Here is a 15,764-nt window from a genome sequence, read left to right as displayed (position 1 = left end):
TTATGCGAAAACTTATTATACCAATTAGGCCTGAATCGGGCCGCAGTACTTGCTCGTTAACGGGACAGCAGTGATATACCCTACTTAAGACACGAGAATTCATCGAGATTTTAGTACCAAGAGATCATGAAATTTGACTTCTGTTTTTACTAAGAATCGATTAATAAACGACCCCTTGGCAAGAATTTGTAGAATCATTTTTCACCCATTTCACAGCAAGCAACAGGTGCGACGAATAAACCGGTCTGGTTGATATTTACAAGTATCAAGCAATTGCAGAATAAGCGTAAATTGAGCGGTGCGAGCACCTCAGCGTCAATAACACACACTACTACTGGATGCCAAGTCTCACCGATAAGCTTCGTACGCAAGAATCGCGGCAGCAATCCGCCGGGTGACCGCACTCGCAACTCGAGGGGTGGGACTTCTTCGGTGAGAAACACAGTCACACCACTCGTGAATCGATCACTGATCTGATGCACTTCTGGTATGCAAGAGCGATGGTGTTACTAACCACCTCCGCTATATGGAGCATATGCTGATGGAGAACCCAAGCAAGCCTGGGTAGATATCAGCACATCGGCGACAACGGAAATACCGAACGAAGAGAATTTATTAAGCTAATGAAAAAAACGTAAAACTAAGAACACTCGACTCTGAAGAAACCATCGTCACACATGTACCGGCCAAACTCAAAGGAGGCAGCACCGTACCCTAATGATATTATTAGATCGAAGGCTATTCAATCGGCCTGAAGATTCACCAATGAATTAAGGAAGTAGTCGGCTGGATGAGGACTTCGTTCTTTCGGAAAAATTCAAATGAAAAAATCAGGATGAATATAATGCCTTATTTTGTCATTTATTGACAAAATAAGGATTAGTTAGTGTCAACTTAAGAACTCTATTCTTGCCAGAGAACTAGATAGAATTCAATCATTCTAAAAAATGAAATATGGATATGCATTAAAAATCTCTAAGAATCTGTCGGACTTAGGCAAGCCAATGGAATGGATTCCTCCCATTCAACGGGATCGCACCCAGTCGTTTCCAGGATGATCCAAATCATTCGGCGGGAAATGTCAGTTGCCGCGATGTACAACAATTCATCGAAAAATTAAATACGCTGCTTCCAGATTTACACGCCCATCTTCCAACCGAAGCACAATAGGAATACACCTACCGTGCTAGCACCCAGACACCGTTTTCGACTGCAGAAGGCATCACACCCGAGCAAGTCAACTATAATGGCAATTTCCCATATGCCGCCGACGATAAAGGCCTGTGCCGTGAAAAAACAGTGTCAGTGAAATCGTTGCTGCCAAATCCCTGGGGATTATTTGAGATGCATGGCAATGTGTGGGAATGGTGCGCAACCGGTATGCGGAAGAATACCCTAAGCAAGCAATAACTGACCCGCTTAGCCCTGACCAGGGTACTCTGCCCGCGTGCTGCGTGGCGGTTCCTGACACAACATGGCAGGTTCACGCGTCCCTCTTACCGTAACATGTACGTGCCTGACTTTCGCTACGATGGTATCGGGTTCCGCCTGGCCCCAGGTTGAAAAGGCTGGCAAGAGGGACCGATAGGCCCCAAACCAGTCGCCTTCGGGCAGACAGTCGAGACGGAACGAGACGGTCAGGCCGAAGGCTTGAAAAATTTTACACAAACACTTCCTCCAAGAAATCAGCAATCGACCGATAAGCCCGGCTCGCCGCCAATTCCTTATAAACAGTTCCAAAGCTGGGATTATTGGCTTTCGGGTTGGTGAAAGCATGCATCGTGCCGCCGTAAACGTGCACTTGCCAATCCACATTGGCTTGGGTCATTTCGGTTTCAAATGCGAGCACCTGCTCCGGTGGCACCATCGGATCATCGTGGCCGTGCAGGCAGAGCACCTTTGCGGTGATTTTTTCATTGACCACATTGCCCGGCGCAAAAATGCCGTGAATGCTAACCACTCCTTTGACATCCGCGCCGGATCGCGCCAGTTCCAGCACGCACATGCCGCCGAAGCAGTAACCTATTGCAGCAACCCGGGTTGCATCGATTTGTGGCAGTTGCCGCACGGCATGCAATGCGGCGTTGATCCTGCGCCGCAATAAGGTGCGGTCTTGTGCAAATGGCGCCATCAACGCGCCATTCTTTTCCGCATCGCCATCCTCGCCGAAGATGCCTTTGCCGTACATATCCAGCGCAAAACCCACGTATCCCATGTCGGCGATTCTTTCCGCACCTTTGCACGCCATTTCGCGCCGCCCGCTCCAATCATGCGACACCAGCACAGCGGGTTTGGGCTTGCCGGTTTCGTGATAGGCCAAATAACCTTCCAATTGCTGGCTGCCGTCTTCATAATCCATGGTCTTTGTAATCATATTGCACCATCCTTTTTTAAATACTCAGTGAGTCCAGTATATTGCCTCCTGCTTAACAGCATAGCAATTTGTCCAATTATTTACATTTTCTAAACAAAAGTACGACATAATCTTTGCGCATTGATAGATTAATAAACTTCTAGTAGCTTAAAAATTCAACAAATAAAGCTATACTTCGATAATAATGCTATCTTGCCATTGCGTACAAGCAAATCCACATCGGGATGTTTATCATGCGACGGCAAGAAGGATTTGATTGTTTTGCTGCTTCCTGATAATTAAAAAACTCTCGTACAAACCTTTCCATACGGAATTTAAACCATGGTGCTTTTAAAAAATAAAATATTTTCTATAGTCCTAGCTACCTCTTTACTGTGGACAGCCAACACAGTGCTCGCGGAAAGTGTCGCGATTAAATACGATCAGATATTTATTGCTGACAAAGGATTGGTTGTTAAGAACTTGCTTACCGGGCAACTCAATCAGTGCACAACACCACCTTTGCTTGACCCAGCCGGTAATGATGTCACCAATTCGTTGGCGACTGCGACCGATATTGTCATCAAACGCAATTATGCAATTGTCACTGTGCATCCCGTGGATAGTCAAGGCAACACCGCGGCCGACACCGTTACTGTGGATGTATCCAAGTGTCTGGATAAAAAAACCATTCTGGTAAAAGAATGTATATCCACCGTAGATTTGGATAAGGGCATCTTAACGATTCCATGCGTTAAAATTAATGGCGCTATTGTCACTGTCAATATGGATCGCCGTGGTAACTCATCGAACTGGGAAGTTTCATTCTTCCAGAATAATTCCAATATGGCTAATTACAGCCATGACGATGATGATGACGAAGAAGTTGATGATGATGACAAGAAAAATAAAGATAAGCGTAAGAATCATTAAAAATGATCATTATTGATCAAATTTTCTGCTAATTTCGTTAGTCGCATCTCACAGGGCGGCAACTAAAGGAAAAATAGTTTTTCCGCTCTCCTTCAGAGTTATATCAAGTAGAATCGATTTTCAGGGGTAATCTACTTACCAATCGATGAAACAAATGGTAGTCTCTTTGTACGACACGATCTCTACCATAAATGACTTAAAGGACCTGATCATGACAAACAAACTGAAACAATTTGCAATCGGTGTTTCAACGATATCACTCTGGGTATTATCCACTCTTGCTTTCGCGCAGGATTTTACAACGCAAAAGGTTTTGCCGCTGGAATTATCAACCCAGGCGGCAATGGCGGCAATCAAAAAATGCCACGACGATGGCTTCAAAGTCAGCGTGGCGATTGTCGACCAATCCGGATTACTCAAAGTACAGTTGAAAGCCGATGGCGCCGGACCGCACACATTGGATAGCAGCCGCCGCAAGGCCTACACCGCCAATAGTCTACGCGATTCGACGCATAAATATGCGGTGCTGGTCACGCAAAAACCGGAATTGCAAAGCTTGACCCGCTTGAATGAGAACATCCTGCTATTGGGCGGCGGTTTTCCTATCAAAATTGGCGGTGAAGTGGTCGGTGGCATCGGCGTCGGTGGCGCACCGGGGATTGAGTTTGATGAAGTCTGTGCCAGTGCGGCGCTGAAAGTCTTGAAAGCGGATGATACGTTTGAGAAGAAGTGATTATTTTTTACGCATCATCGCTGCATAACCAATGAACAGCTCTTCCAGGAACAACCGGGAATTCAGCGGATGATGCGACAGTTGTTGCCTAGCATTTAAAGCCCGGGAAAAAGTAATACATTCCAGTAAATCAATCTGCCCGCTTAGTGTTTTAATTGGAGTCAACTGGTTCAAATAGTAACGAATCTTTCCGGTGGTGCGATAACTGACCAGGTCGTAGCACCACTTTTGCAGCCAATTGACGACGACGGAGAGACTCGTTTGCTGCAACGTTCCGGCTAAAGATAGCGGATCCAGCTGCTTTGGATTGGCGACATGTTGGATGAATTGCTCATAATGCACCGCATGTTCCCCTTTATCCAACAACAAGGCCTGTAATGGAGAATAACTGGCGGCTGCGAGGCAACCTTCAGGATCACTGACTGCCTGCTGTTTTAACCATGCCACTGATGTTTCAACATCGGGAACCGGCATGGCGATTTGCTGGCAGCGGCTGCATATCGTCGGCAACAAACGTTGCGCTTGATGCGTGACCAAAATAAACAAAACATGTTCTGGCGGCTCCTCAAGTTTTTTTAACAGCGCGTTAGCCGATGCCGTATTCATCGCCTCAGCCGGATAAATCAGGATAACTTTGTAACCATTTTGATGTCCGGTCATATAAACAAAATCGGTCAGTTTACGGATCTGATCGACACCGATTTGCTGGCTGGCAGGCTTCTTGGTTGCAGCGCTACCGGATTTCTCCTCATTCTCCTCTTTTTCACTATTCTCGCCTAGACTGACTGTTAACGCTTCCGGCATAACCGGATAAAAATTCGGATGGCTACTTTGCTCGAACCATCCGCAGCTCAAACATTCTCCGCACGCTTTGCGTTCTGCAGTCGGCGCAGTACATAACAATGATTTCGCCAGTTGGCGCGCAAACTCATACTTACCGATTCCCCTTTTCCCTTTGAGCAATAATGCATGCCCGAGAAATTCTCGGTTTTGTGTCAACTTCTGCCATATTTCCTGTTGCCAGATAAAAATGTCAGCCATGAATCAGCACGCATTGTAAGGTTCGTTCAACCGCAGCTTTGACTTCAGCCAAAGATTGACTGCTGTCGATGAGTTTGATCCGCTCAGGGAATTGCTTGGCTCTGCCCAGATAAGTGTCACGCACGCGCTGGAAAAAATCGGCTTGTTCTTGCTCGAATCGATCCATATTCCCTCCTTGACTAACACGTTGTCGCCCTACTCCCACCGGCACATCAAAATACAGCGTCAAATCGGGTTGTAGCGTTCCTTGCACCCACTGTTCCAAAATGGACAATTCTCCGCTACCCAGTCCCCTGCCCCCACCTTGGTACGCAAAGCTGGCATCGGTAAAGCGGTCCGATATGACCCACTGACCTTGCGCCAACGCTGGCAAGATCACTCTCCCAAGGTGCTCACGGCGTGCTGCAAACATCAGTAACGCTTCTGTTTCAGGATAAATTATGAATGATCCATCAAGCAATAAATCACGCAGTTTCTCCCCGAAAGCGGTTCCGCCCGGTTCACGCGTCAGCACAGCCTGCAATCCGACACGCTGCAATAGTTCGACAATCCAGGCAAGCTGTGTCGATTTTCCCGCGCCGTCAATGCCTTCCAGCGTAATGAATTTACCTTGTTTCATACGATTCCGATTTTCAAGGGTTGTCAAAGTAAGCTACCATGCATGGACATTCAATTATCAATCCATTCTATCATGCACATTGATGCTGCTGGTTTGCTCGTCACCGCTCAATTTATCACTTCTCCCAATTGTGATGAGCGCCCGGCGGATACGGAAATCAGTTTACTGGTAATCCACAACATCAGTCTTCCACCAAACGAATTCGGCGGCGATGGCGTGATTGAATTGTTTACCAACCGAATTAATCCAGAAACCCATCCTTACTATCAGACTCTACAGGGATTGAAAGTATCTGCACATTTTTTTATCCGCCGGGATGGCACGATCATTCAATTTGTCCCCTGTAGCCAACGTGCTTGGCATGCCGGTGCATCGAACTGGCAAGGCAACGAGCGCTGTAATGATTACTCGATAGGCATTGAACTGGAAGGCAGCGATATCACCCAGTTTACCGAAAAACAATATACTGCTTTGATTACACTTACAAAGTGCTTATGTGATCACTATCCGATCAAAGATATCGCCGGACATTCGGATATTGCGCCCGGACGCAAATCCGATCCGGGGTCTTATTTCGATTGGGAAAAATATGGCAATGGTCTGCGTCGAGACTTGATCATGCGATCAACAAGTAGTGACCTGGTCAAGTAAAACCGGACACCTCAGTTAAGCAACTTTCATCGTTTTTTCTGCTTCAGCTTCATATTGGTTCAGACTTTTGTAATCCAGGTATGAATGCAGTCTTTTGTTGTTATAAAACACGGCGATATACTGCAAAATGTGCTGTTGTGTTTCATAGCGGGTTTGGTAATGCCGTCATTGGCAGCGTTCCTGCTTGATACTGCCAAAGAAGCTTTCCGCAACTGCATTATCCCAACAATTTCCCAGACAACTCATACTGCCAATAAAACCATATGCTTTCAGTAGATTGCGGTATGCTTTGCCGGCATACTGCGGCTCGCGAGTCCTGCTGCACATCAGGTCAGGTGGTGGCCGACGCAACCAGATAGCCATTCGCAATGCATCACAAACCAGTATTGCTTTCATCAGTGAGCTCATGCTCCAACCGGCCACTTTTCTGGAAAATAAGTCTATTACGATTGCCAGTTACAGCCAGCCTTCCTGTGTCCAGATGTATTTGATAGCGCTGACATCAACTTGATGCCAGAATTAGAACGATCTCGAATCTTCGGAACTTTAACTTCAATGTCTCCGAGTCCTGTTTGAATCGATTACTTAGGTAGATAACCATTTCTAGCCACTGCCGATTTACCTTCAGCAGTTTCTAAAGGTCCAGCCCGCTCAATATAAATCGATACTTCCGCTTCTATCGCTGCAGCCAAAATCTACGTGCACCTTCACGGAGCATCTCTTGCAACGGATTATCCTGGTCTGATTTATTCAGTTTAAAAACATTATCTGTGATTTTTATCATCTGACATTGCGATGTTCTTCTTATTTTGATAATCGATCTGCCAGATCTTTATCAACAGATTACACCGCTCTCTTCTCCTGTCATACACCAGAAATGATCATAGTTCTTGGTTCAGAGGTTCTTTTAATAGTGACCTCAAGTTCGGAAATGCACTCTCATGTATTTCTTGTAATTTATAAATTTCCTGTAGCACCTCCAAAGGAAATCCTTGCCGGTTTTGTTCTTTCTCAACAATGAGCAGTTTGCTGATGTACAAATAGAATTCTTTATAGCCCCAGTGTAATTGAATCATTTCCGTCACTCTTGGATAGCTTTTATCAAGAAGCGATTCCCGGTCACCTAAGAAAGCTTTAAATTCTTTTATTGAATTTTTTAATGACATTTGTATGTTCCTCCCAGTCAATTGAAGTAAATCAGATTGTTCATCGATAATCAATAAAGTAATTCTATCATTTTCGGTTAATTACTAAAGTAGGGCCCGCAGTCAAGACGATTATAGATTGAATTTAAGAGCGTATCCTATTGATACAGTGGAACGGCTCTGCCCCATTTTTGTTTCTATTTCTGATCAATCGAACTGCTTATTGTGACACCTAATTCATTAAGTTTTAGATACATTATTCATGAGTGACTTCATCATAATTTCTATGAGCTGTTTACTGCTATAGTCAATTAATCATTATTTATTATTAGCGTTGCACTGGCACCTTTGTCCCGAAAAAATAATTAATCTAAGATGGCCTTACTTGATTGGACAATTTTTCCCATAGCTTAAGTGAAAATCTTGCGGTAATGGCTACCCTGCTTTTTGCATTGCAGACAGGTTCTTAAAGTAGAACTTCCTTGGGCGTTTTGTCGTCAAGCGCGGCATGAGGTCTATTTTGGTTGTAGAACATGAAATATTTTTCTAAGCCTCGCTGTGCATCGCATACGCTGTCGTAGGCGTGCAGATATACCTCTTCGTATTTGACGCTCTTCCAAAGCCGCTCGACAAACACATTATCACTCCAACTACCCTTGCCATCCATACCGATCTGAATACCGTTATCCTTCAGCATCCTGGTGAATTGGCAACCTTGGTCAGTATTGAAGATATCTGGCTTGCCATGCTTGTTTAAGGCTTCTTGCACAGCTTCAATGCAGAAGCCGGTAGTCAAGTGTTAGACAATCGCCATGACAGCACCCGACGGCTTGCCCAATCTATCACGGCGAACAGATAAACAAAGCCGCGCTATTGGGATGTACGTGATATCTGCTGCCCAGACATGGTTTGAGCGGATGATGGACAAATTCCGCAACAGATATGGATAGACTGGGTGCGTCCGATATCGCTTGCTGGTGTTGGGCTTGCGGTAGATTGCATGGATTCCCATTCGCTTCATCTGCGTGGATACACGACGCCGACCGAGTAAACTCCCTTCACGTTTGAGTACTTTGGAAAGCATTCTGGTGCCTGCAAAGGGGTGGTTCAGATGCAATTCGTCTATCCGGCGCATCAGCGCAAGTTCCTCCGCTGATAGCGGAACCGCTCGGCAGTATGCAGTTGAACGCGCCTTCTAACAAATCATTCTCCAATGTAAGCTGTCCAATCTTGGCGTGAAGTAGCTTGAGATCAGGTGTGGCCGCCTTTGCACTTGAATTACTCCCGAATACATCGATTGCAGATTCCTGTAACTGCTGCTTCCATTCCGAAATCTTATTTGGATGCACATCAAATTGTTCAGCTAACTCAGCTAGTGTCTTGTCACCCTTGATCGCAGCTATTGCCACCTTGGCTTTGAATCCGGCTGCGTGATTCCTTCTCGTCCTTCTCATACTCTTACTCCTTTTTTGCCGCAAACTTCACAGATTTAGATTCAGCAAGATTACCACTTATCCAACTGTTCGAATTTGTGAGGACACTTCTTGGTGGATTGGTTTAGCAATCGAAGACTGCTGGATGCAATCGGATATGTCTCACCGACAGAATTTGAAAAGGCGTATCATCGCCAACAGGAAGAGTCAGCTGATGCAGTTTGACTCAAGAAAACTTCTATCAGGAAATACAGTTTTTATTCAACCATTTATAGAAAATTATCAAACAAACACAACACCCGTTTGCACAAGTCCCATCAAATGGATATTTTCAACATTCACAGCACTGTCTGCAGCCAACACAGCCAAGCCACCGGTTGATATTTCACCGGTATCAAGCATTTTAACGTAAGGCGATTTCTCTGTTCCTGACGGTGCGAATCCGAACAGGTTCTGCCATAATAGGGTTACAATTTCGTCGTGATTGGTGAGTCTTGTCGCATGGATTGCAAACTCTCCCAATTGTTCATAACTCAAGCCTTTATCCGCTTCATCTAGGCCGATGCCAACATAATCCTGGTTGGCGACAGCAGCAGCACCGAAGACAGCACCGAGCAATTTGGCAACTTTACCGGCGTAACCATCCAAATCTAGTGCCAATCTGATATCACTAAACTCTAGGCGCTCAATATGCGTCAGTGTATCTTGGTCGCCGGGATTGTTTTTTGCTGTGACGGTATAGCCGTTGGATGTCTTATTCAGCGTGTAGTTATTGCGCGGCGCTTGCACCAACACGGTATCAATTCCGGAATTGCCATCCAAGATATTGCTGCTGTCGTTTCCGATCAGCACATCATTGCCTTGACCGGTGATGATATTCTCTATTGTCACATTGTCTGCAATCCATACATTTGGAATGGGCAGGCCGACATTCACGCCGTTGGATTGAACATATATCGGCTCACCGATAAACGATGCGCTGGTTGGGTTCAAATCTATGCGACTAGAAACAGTACCTGTGTACTGAATGGTGTCAAAAGCACCACCGGCATCCCAAATGGTTTCGTTATGGGTGCTTGCATCGTTGTAAATGTAAGTATCATTACCGGCATGGTAATGTGTATTGGCGCCGTATAAATATTGCATGGCGGCTATGTCCAGCACCATTGGTGTGGTAGGGTGGAAGGAAAATTCATTGCCTTCTTCCCCTTGCAAATTTGAATAGGTATAGCTCATGATCGTATGCATGATGTTATCCAGAGCGGGTGGAAGCATCTCTTCCGCTAGGTCATCCGAGTTTGCAAAGGGGTGTTTAAAGCCCAGGGCATGACCGATTTCATGTAACAGTGTTTCAAAGGAGATGGTGCCTGGAGTCCAATCTTGAAAATTGAGAAGACTTTGGGTATTCATCCAGATATCACCTGATTTAGGACTGTTGCTGGGTAAATAAGACCAGGCCAATGTCGATTCATCCGGATCTTCCGTATAGGCTGCACGTATATCACCAACTGCGCTGGGGGTTTCCGAAACTTTGATGAAGTTTAAATTGGCAACATTAGCCCATTGTTGTAAAGCATTCTCAAAGTAGCCCTGGTCTGCGCTGGCCAGTGGTTTAACTGCGCTATTCCAAGGTTCGCCATCGCCGGACTGAGAACCATAGCCAGAACCGGAAAGCATGGACCAGAACAATGGGCTGTTACTGGCCGGGAAACTGTAGGAAATGGTTGAATTAGCCCAGCGTGTACCGCTTAATAAAGAGTCAACCTGATTGTCATTGGCCGTGTCGGTGAAAATAACACTGCTAGAGATAAAAGGAGTTGTCATTTTATAAATCCCAAAAATCTAGAAATTACGAGACTAAATTTGGTACTGCCGTCAATCTACATCATCACTTTCAAAACATATCTCTATTTTAAAACCGCACAATATAATCTTTAGTATTTCACAGAATGTTTAATTGCTATATAATATAGTATATTTATATATTGTAATGTCGTGACTAAGTAGGCACGCGCAAACGGGATTTCTTTGGGCATGCCCATTTTTGTCACCCAAAATGCTATTTTGGCAGCAAGATTCCTCAGACAAAAAAACCGCACCAAGATGCGCAAGCTCATGACCAGGAAGATACCATTGATCATACGACAGACTTATCAGTGCTCATGGCTCGAATTTTGTAGAGTCGGCAATCATTCTTTCCTTGGCCAAACTTTACTTCAATCGGAATGCGCTCGCGACATTCCTACCGAAGTTGTGCTTTCAGGCGCTTCAATTCATCTTTATATTCAGGAATACTCTTTGGCGGACACCCCAGTGGGTTGCCTGAGAAACGGATATTCCATCTGCATCGGATCAATATGATTTAAATTCCACGGCAGAAACTGCAATTGTTGCCTGATACCTGCACAGCGTTTTTTATTGGATGGTCGTCTCAGCTTGACCAAGCTAAGATAGGTTTTCTGGCAATCTCGTGATAAGTTCGCGACTTCTTTTTCTGTGAACGATTACTTTTGGTTAATATAACGAATTATAGTGCACGACTTCTTGTGTTAGTTCAATTATTTACGTGCACTATTTTACCAAACTACACAATATTATTAAATAATATAAATTAAATGTACTTTTTGAATAAGTTCTTTTTATTGAGCAACCAATTCTTTCCGAATATTTTGTAGTTTAGGATCATCCGGCAAGACCAACTCTGCTCTCTGTAAATAGAGTCTGACCATATTGAGCTTGCCTTCGATTTTCGCTTTCTCAATAAACTGTACATACCGGCCCACTATTTTCAGCAGACCATCACGCGCTTCTGCATTCTCTGGTTCCTTGACTAAGACCATCTGATAATATTTATAGGCATTATTTCTCGATGGGGTGGTAAGGTAACCTGCATTATAAGCTTTCTCAGCTGCAACCAAGTACTTCTGGATTAAAACTTCATCAGTTTTTGTTATCAGCGTTGCTTTTAGATCTATCTGCTCGGGTTGCTGCTCAGCCTCTAATATCTTTTCTGAGCCCAATTCTGGATTTGATTGAGCGACAATCGTAGGGGTAGCGGATCGTTCTTCTTTAATAATTACTGGTGTAACAGCGGTTTTACCAGGATTGCGTTGGAATAAAGGCTGACTAGCTACTGTACTTTGCTTGTCATCCACTAATTCTGCCGGTTTCTTTTCAAACCATAATCCATACGTCACCAACACAACAATCCCGGCCATAACACCAATCCATAGAGTGTTCTTAACAATCGGATTGCGATTAACAACCTCTGTGATTGCTCGCTTGGCGGGTGATGACTCCGCCGAGTCGCTGGTTTGCTCTGATTTTAGTAGCGTTAAAATCTCGCCTGCCGATTGCGGTCGACAGCTGTATTCGGGCTGTATCATCCAATCAATCACTTGCAACAATTCTACGCTATACGGAACACCCGCAGCCGCAGAAACTGAGCCCATCGGATCCGGTTCACCTTGGCTTAAAGCCACAACCCGGCCCAGCGCAGCTATGGGCTGGTGATGTGTGATACAGGCAAACATCGTCGCGCCCAGCGCATAGAAATCGGCCGCAGGCCCGGGTACATTTGCAGGATCATATTGTTCCGCTGGCGCGTAACCGCTAGCTAATTCATCCGAAAACTGGGTAGTGCGTGCAGCGATAACCAGACGTGCAGCAGCAAAATTCGTCAGCATTGGTTCGCCATCCTTACCCAAAAAAATCGCTGCCGGCTGAATTCCGCCATGCACCATCTTGTTTTCATGGATTCTCTGCAACGCATTCAGGATAGACACAAGAATGAATTTTAATTCCGTTTCAGAGAATACTGCTTCAGATTGGATTAACTTGGAAAGTGATGTACCGTCTCGGGTGCTCATGATCAGATAAGCCGTGCCATTGAATGGCAGGCTGTTCTCCGCCAAGACAAGATTGGGATGTTCGATTTGTGTCAGCATCTCAGCCTGCTCCAAAAATGCCTTTAGCCCATAGTCAAAATTTTCTTTATCTTCGAGAGACTTGGCCTCAACACGCAGACCATCGCTTGCACGAACAGCGAAATCGTTCGGAAAATACTCTTGTATTCTCACCTGCTCTTTAAGATGATGATTCCAGGCACGATAGATAATATCGAACGGATTAACTTTTACGGTTCCTTTAATTTCGTAGACGCCGATTTGTGTCCCTACAGGTAGAATTTGATCGTGTATATTTATCATAATAAGTTATTTCCAATCTCTATTAATGCATTCGGTCTGATACAACTGACCGGCAAAAGTACATTGTTCCGTATAGTTTAAAGCAACTGAGTTTGATACACACCAATATTTTCTGATTGAAATGAAACCGACCGAAAGCAGGCAGGCAGGCAGGTTTTCTGATTTAGAAATGCGAATAGTACTCAGCTTCTGATCGATGGCCTTCAGCAACGATTCGGATAATGCGTTCCAACCGAAAATAGCGGTATTTTTCAACATCGAACACTCGTAAGTCCTGGTAAAAACATTCATGTGAATTAAAATCTATATTAATCCTTGAGTCTACTATGTAAAATACCCTAGTTAAGAGAACCAGACTCCTATGATCGTCCGACACATCGGATACTCATCGATTCGGTCATGTGTATTGAACACCTTACTCTGCTTTGACTTCACTGCAAATCTTTGTTACTTTCCAACGTTTACTAGAAATTCTCCTTTTCTATTTCGCAGAAAATGACAAGGTATCAGATGCACGAAGAATCCGTGATGCATGGCCTGAAATCCAAAGGATTAAAAAAAGGATCGGTATCCAAGTCGGCCGCGGTCACCATTGGCCTAGCAGCCACCGCTCCGGCATACTCGTTAACTGGCGCTTTGGGTTACGGTGCATTGGAAAGCGGCTATCAGTTGCCGATCGTGTTCATTCTGTCTGTGATCCCGATGTTTTTTGTAGCATTGTCCTACAAACATCTAACTACTTCAGCTCCAGATTCCGGTACGGTTTTCACATGGGGCGCAAAAGCCATCGGCCCACGTTTTGGTTGGTTCGGCGGCTGGGCGCTGTTACTGGCAAGCGTACTGGCGGGCGTCGCCGCAACCCAAGTCATAGTCAACACGACAGCCATCGTTTTTAATTTAGCCGAAACACCCTTGTGGTTTCACTTTGGTGTAGCGATTCTGTTCATCCTCAGTACGACGTATCTTACGGCACTCGGTGCTGAGGAATCTTCACGCACCACCATGGTTCTAACGATCGCTCAATACGGCGGCCTCATCGTACTCGCAGCAATTTTGTTGATGCGCGTCACTCAGGGAGAAGCAGTGAATACTGCTGAGCAATTTTCACTGGAGTGGTTCAACCCGTTTGCGATTTCTTCGTTCAGCGCATTTCTGAATGGATTTCTTGTAGCACTATTCATTTTCTGGGGATTTGATGCATCGTTAGCAATGTCTGAGGAAACGGATGGCAGCTCTGAGCAAGCAGGACGAAGTGGCCTTATCGCAATGACAATTACCGTAATTACCTATGTAGTTTTCTCTTCAACAGCGTTAGCGTATGCTGGTATTGATCCGCAAGATAAATCGAGCCTGACGTACAAGGATAATATCGATTCGATCATAACCGTTCTAACAACCGACATGATCGGCGCCAAAGGTGCGCTAATTGCTGCCTTGATAATCGGCGTTTCAGCTTTCTCGTCGACGATGTCTACTATCATGCCGGCAGCGCGTATTGCGCTCGCAATGGCGACATACCGGGCCATTCCTAGCAAATTTTCTTCAATCAGTGAAGCAACACAAACACCAAAGTTTGCAACGTGGACAATCGGTTTGATGACACTGGTAATTTACACAACCCTGAGCATGATCAGCGAATCAATTGTCAAAGATTCGATCCACAGTGTTAGCATAGCAATCTGCACCTATTACACTGTAGCGTCGCTATCCTGTGTGCTCTATTTTCATCGTACCGCATTTAATCATTGGCACACAGCAGTATCACAAGTGATTCTTCCCGTAATTGCTGCTGTGATTTTGGTTGCGGTAGGTATTCTTCAGGCCTGGAACATGATGGATCCCAATTATGGATCTAGTGGATCATTTGTTGGCGTGGGTACTGTGTTCTTAATCGGAGTTGTCACGTTATTTCTCGGTGTACCGCTGATGATACTTTGGAACATTCGTGAACCCAGATTCTTTCGGGGCGAAACCCTCCCTCTTGAAAGGGCGCATATGGTGCTCGATAACGAGAATGGCATTCCGATCCACTCCGGTATCCACAAAGAAGCCGAAAATAGGCTACCTAGTAAATCGAAGAAGTTAGATTCACTGGTCTCTGGTGAAGTCTCTGGTGAAAAAAAACATTGAAATTTTTCATAAGATTGACTGTGCTATATTCAAAACTCTTGCATCATTTCTAGATGGATTTATCTTTTTCAAGCGGAAAACCAGCATCACGTAAAGCTTTAATACCTCCTTACATCGATGCCACATTGGTATAGCCCATATGTTGCAATAAATCCGCCGCCAGCACCGAACACGGTATCCACCACCACAATACAGCACAATGACAGCTTGCTTATCAGGTATCACGTTTTCAATGTCGCTGTTCGATGATACCTTTTCCAAGGTGACAAGCACCAGCTGCATGATCAATCCAGAATTCATGATCTTTGCGGACATCAATAAAGTGGAATTTTTCTCCCCGCATCATCCGAGCCTGCACATCAGCCACAGTACATTCCTTTACTCGTTGTTTTGCTTGTTCCACTAACCGTAAAACCTCGGATTGTGTAATTTCTATTAGCGTTGTTTACATCTTTTTGAGAGGATGTGAACATGAAAATATACAAAAGAACACGGTTAACACCACTTGATCGTGAAGA

The 15,764-nt window shown here is 44.9% G+C and carries 15 protein-coding genes and 2 pseudogenes; 5 read left to right on the top strand and 12 right to left on the bottom strand.

What is annotated here, in order from left to right:
- Nucleotides 1-194 precede the first annotated feature (194 nt).
- Nucleotides 195-482 carry a hypothetical protein gene (locus tag K2P83_RS13640; RefSeq protein WP_292930103.1) on the bottom strand — a complete coding sequence of 96 codons (288 nt, stop codon included), beginning with the start codon at nt 480-482 and terminating at the stop codon, nt 195-197.
- Between the two features lie 739 nt (nt 483-1,221).
- On the opposite strand from K2P83_RS13640, the gene K2P83_RS14365 reads away from it, so the two are divergent.
- Entirely contained in the window at nt 1,222-1,410 is a 189-nt protein-coding gene (locus K2P83_RS14365; RefSeq protein WP_363279663.1) for an SUMF1/EgtB/PvdO family nonheme iron enzyme, read from the top strand.
- 9 nt (nt 1,411-1,419) lie between these two features.
- Here the strand turns inward: K2P83_RS14365 and K2P83_RS13635 are convergent, their stop codons facing one another.
- Together K2P83_RS13635 and K2P83_RS13630 are read right to left on the bottom strand one after the other, a co-directional pair.
- The gene (locus tag K2P83_RS13635; protein ID WP_292930079.1) at nt 1,420-1,575 is read right to left on the bottom strand and encodes a hypothetical protein; all 156 of its coding nucleotides are present in this window, start codon (nt 1,573-1,575) and stop codon (nt 1,420-1,422) included.
- An 85-nt stretch (nt 1,576-1,660) separates the two neighbouring features.
- A complete protein-coding gene (locus K2P83_RS13630; protein ID WP_292930077.1) occupies nt 1,661-2,374 on the bottom strand; it encodes a dienelactone hydrolase family protein in 714 nt (237 codons plus the stop codon).
- A 321-nt stretch (nt 2,375-2,695) separates the two neighbouring features.
- On the opposite strand from K2P83_RS13630, the gene K2P83_RS13625 reads away from it, so the two are divergent.
- Entirely contained in the window at nt 2,696-3,286 is a 591-nt protein-coding gene (locus tag K2P83_RS13625; protein ID WP_292930075.1) for a hypothetical protein, read from the top strand.
- A gap of 211 nt (nt 3,287-3,497) precedes the next feature.
- Nucleotides 3,498-4,019 carry a heme-binding protein gene (locus tag K2P83_RS13620; RefSeq protein WP_292930073.1) on the top strand — a complete coding sequence of 174 codons (522 nt, stop codon included), beginning with the start codon at nt 3,498-3,500 and terminating at the stop codon, nt 4,017-4,019.
- On the opposite strand, the gene holB is transcribed toward K2P83_RS13620, so the two are convergent.
- Both holB and tmk read right to left on the bottom strand, forming a co-directional pair.
- Complete coding sequence (holB, locus tag K2P83_RS13615) at nt 4,020-5,060, bottom strand: DNA polymerase III subunit delta' (protein WP_292930071.1); 1,041 nt, start codon at nt 5,058-5,060, stop codon at nt 4,020-4,022. It lies immediately after the preceding gene.
- Nucleotides 5,053-5,679 carry a dTMP kinase gene (gene tmk, locus K2P83_RS13610; RefSeq protein WP_292930069.1) on the bottom strand — a complete coding sequence of 209 codons (627 nt, stop codon included), beginning with the start codon at nt 5,677-5,679 and terminating at the stop codon, nt 5,053-5,055. Before tmk ends, holB begins: the two co-directional genes overlap by 8 nt.
- A gap of 72 nt (nt 5,680-5,751) precedes the next feature.
- Here tmk and ampD point away from each other — a divergent pair, with 72 nt between their 5' ends.
- Entirely contained in the window at nt 5,752-6,330 is a 579-nt protein-coding gene (gene ampD / locus K2P83_RS13605) for a 1,6-anhydro-N-acetylmuramyl-L-alanine amidase AmpD (RefSeq protein ID WP_292930067.1), read from the top strand.
- A 15-nt stretch (nt 6,331-6,345) separates the two neighbouring features.
- Here ampD and K2P83_RS13600 read toward each other — a convergent pair.
- The 6 genes and pseudogenes from K2P83_RS13600 to K2P83_RS13575 all read right to left on the bottom strand — a co-directional run.
- Nucleotides 6,346-6,831 (bottom strand): annotated as a pseudogene (locus K2P83_RS13600) (IS3 family transposase); the annotation flags it as partial.
- A 380-nt stretch (nt 6,832-7,211) separates the two neighbouring features.
- Nucleotides 7,212-7,496: a hypothetical protein gene (locus K2P83_RS13595; protein ID WP_292930065.1), complete on the bottom strand. Its 285-nt coding sequence runs from the start codon at nt 7,494-7,496 to the stop codon at nt 7,212-7,214.
- 414 nt (nt 7,497-7,910) lie between these two features.
- A pseudogene (locus K2P83_RS13590) lies at nt 7,911-8,929 on the bottom strand (IS3 family transposase).
- A 261-nt stretch (nt 8,930-9,190) separates the two neighbouring features.
- Entirely contained in the window at nt 9,191-10,732 is a 1,542-nt protein-coding gene (locus tag K2P83_RS13585; protein ID WP_292930063.1) for a M10 family metallopeptidase, read from the bottom strand.
- Between the two features lie 815 nt (nt 10,733-11,547).
- Entirely contained in the window at nt 11,548-13,116 is a 1,569-nt protein-coding gene (locus tag K2P83_RS13580) for a protein kinase (protein WP_292930061.1), read from the bottom strand.
- A 6-nt stretch (nt 13,117-13,122) separates the two neighbouring features.
- Complete coding sequence (locus tag K2P83_RS13575; RefSeq protein ID WP_292930059.1) at nt 13,123-13,374, bottom strand: hypothetical protein; 252 nt, start codon at nt 13,372-13,374, stop codon at nt 13,123-13,125.
- A gap of 252 nt (nt 13,375-13,626) precedes the next feature.
- On the opposite strand from K2P83_RS13575, the gene K2P83_RS13570 reads away from it, so the two are divergent.
- Nucleotides 13,627-15,246 (top strand): APC family permease, encoded by a 1,620-nt coding sequence (locus tag K2P83_RS13570; protein WP_292930057.1) that lies wholly within the window; start codon nt 13,627-13,629, stop codon nt 15,244-15,246.
- Nucleotides 15,247-15,475: 229 nt separating this feature from the next.
- Here the strand turns inward: K2P83_RS13570 and K2P83_RS13565 are convergent, their stop codons facing one another.
- On the bottom strand, nt 15,476-15,613 hold the full coding sequence (locus tag K2P83_RS13565) for a hypothetical protein (RefSeq protein WP_292930055.1): 138 nt from the start codon (nt 15,611-15,613) through the stop codon (nt 15,476-15,478).
- Nucleotides 15,614-15,764 lie beyond the last annotated feature (151 nt).

The organism is Nitrosomonas sp. (genome assembly GCF_019752415.1).
In the GTDB taxonomy this organism is placed as follows: domain Bacteria; phylum Pseudomonadota; class Gammaproteobacteria; order Burkholderiales; family Nitrosomonadaceae; genus Nitrosomonas.
Note: the sequence above shows the minus strand (reverse complement) of the source record. Positions and strands in the feature narration are given on the sequence as shown.

What these genes read in the sequence shown, in the direction of transcription:
- K2P83_RS13630 (WP_292930077.1), bottom strand. Translation starts at nt 2,374, where the DNA reads ATGATTACAAAGACCATGGATTATGAAGACGGCAGCCAGCAATTGGAA.
- K2P83_RS13625 (WP_292930075.1), top strand. Translation starts at nt 2,696, where the DNA reads ATGGTGCTTTTAAAAAATAAAATATTTTCTATAGTCCTAGCTACCTCT.
- K2P83_RS13620 (WP_292930073.1), top strand. Translation starts at nt 3,498, where the DNA reads ATGACAAACAAACTGAAACAATTTGCAATCGGTGTTTCAACGATATCA.
- holB (WP_292930071.1), bottom strand. Translation starts at nt 5,060, where the DNA reads ATGGCTGACATTTTTATCTGGCAACAGGAAATATGGCAGAAGTTGACA.
- tmk (WP_292930069.1), bottom strand. Translation starts at nt 5,679, where the DNA reads ATGAAACAAGGTAAATTCATTACGCTGGAAGGCATTGACGGCGCGGGA.
- ampD (WP_292930067.1), top strand. Translation starts at nt 5,752, where the DNA reads ATGCACATTGATGCTGCTGGTTTGCTCGTCACCGCTCAATTTATCACT.
- K2P83_RS13595 (WP_292930065.1), bottom strand. Translation starts at nt 7,496, where the DNA reads ATGTCATTAAAAAATTCAATAAAAGAATTTAAAGCTTTCTTAGGTGAC.
- K2P83_RS13585 (WP_292930063.1), bottom strand. Translation starts at nt 10,732, where the DNA reads ATGACAACTCCTTTTATCTCTAGCAGTGTTATTTTCACCGACACGGCC.
- K2P83_RS13580 (WP_292930061.1), bottom strand. Translation starts at nt 13,116, where the DNA reads ATGATAAATATACACGATCAAATTCTACCTGTAGGGACACAAATCGGC.
- K2P83_RS13575 (WP_292930059.1), bottom strand. Translation starts at nt 13,374, where the DNA reads ATGTTGAAAAATACCGCTATTTTCGGTTGGAACGCATTATCCGAATCG.
- K2P83_RS13570 (WP_292930057.1), top strand. Translation starts at nt 13,627, where the DNA reads ATGCACGAAGAATCCGTGATGCATGGCCTGAAATCCAAAGGATTAAAA.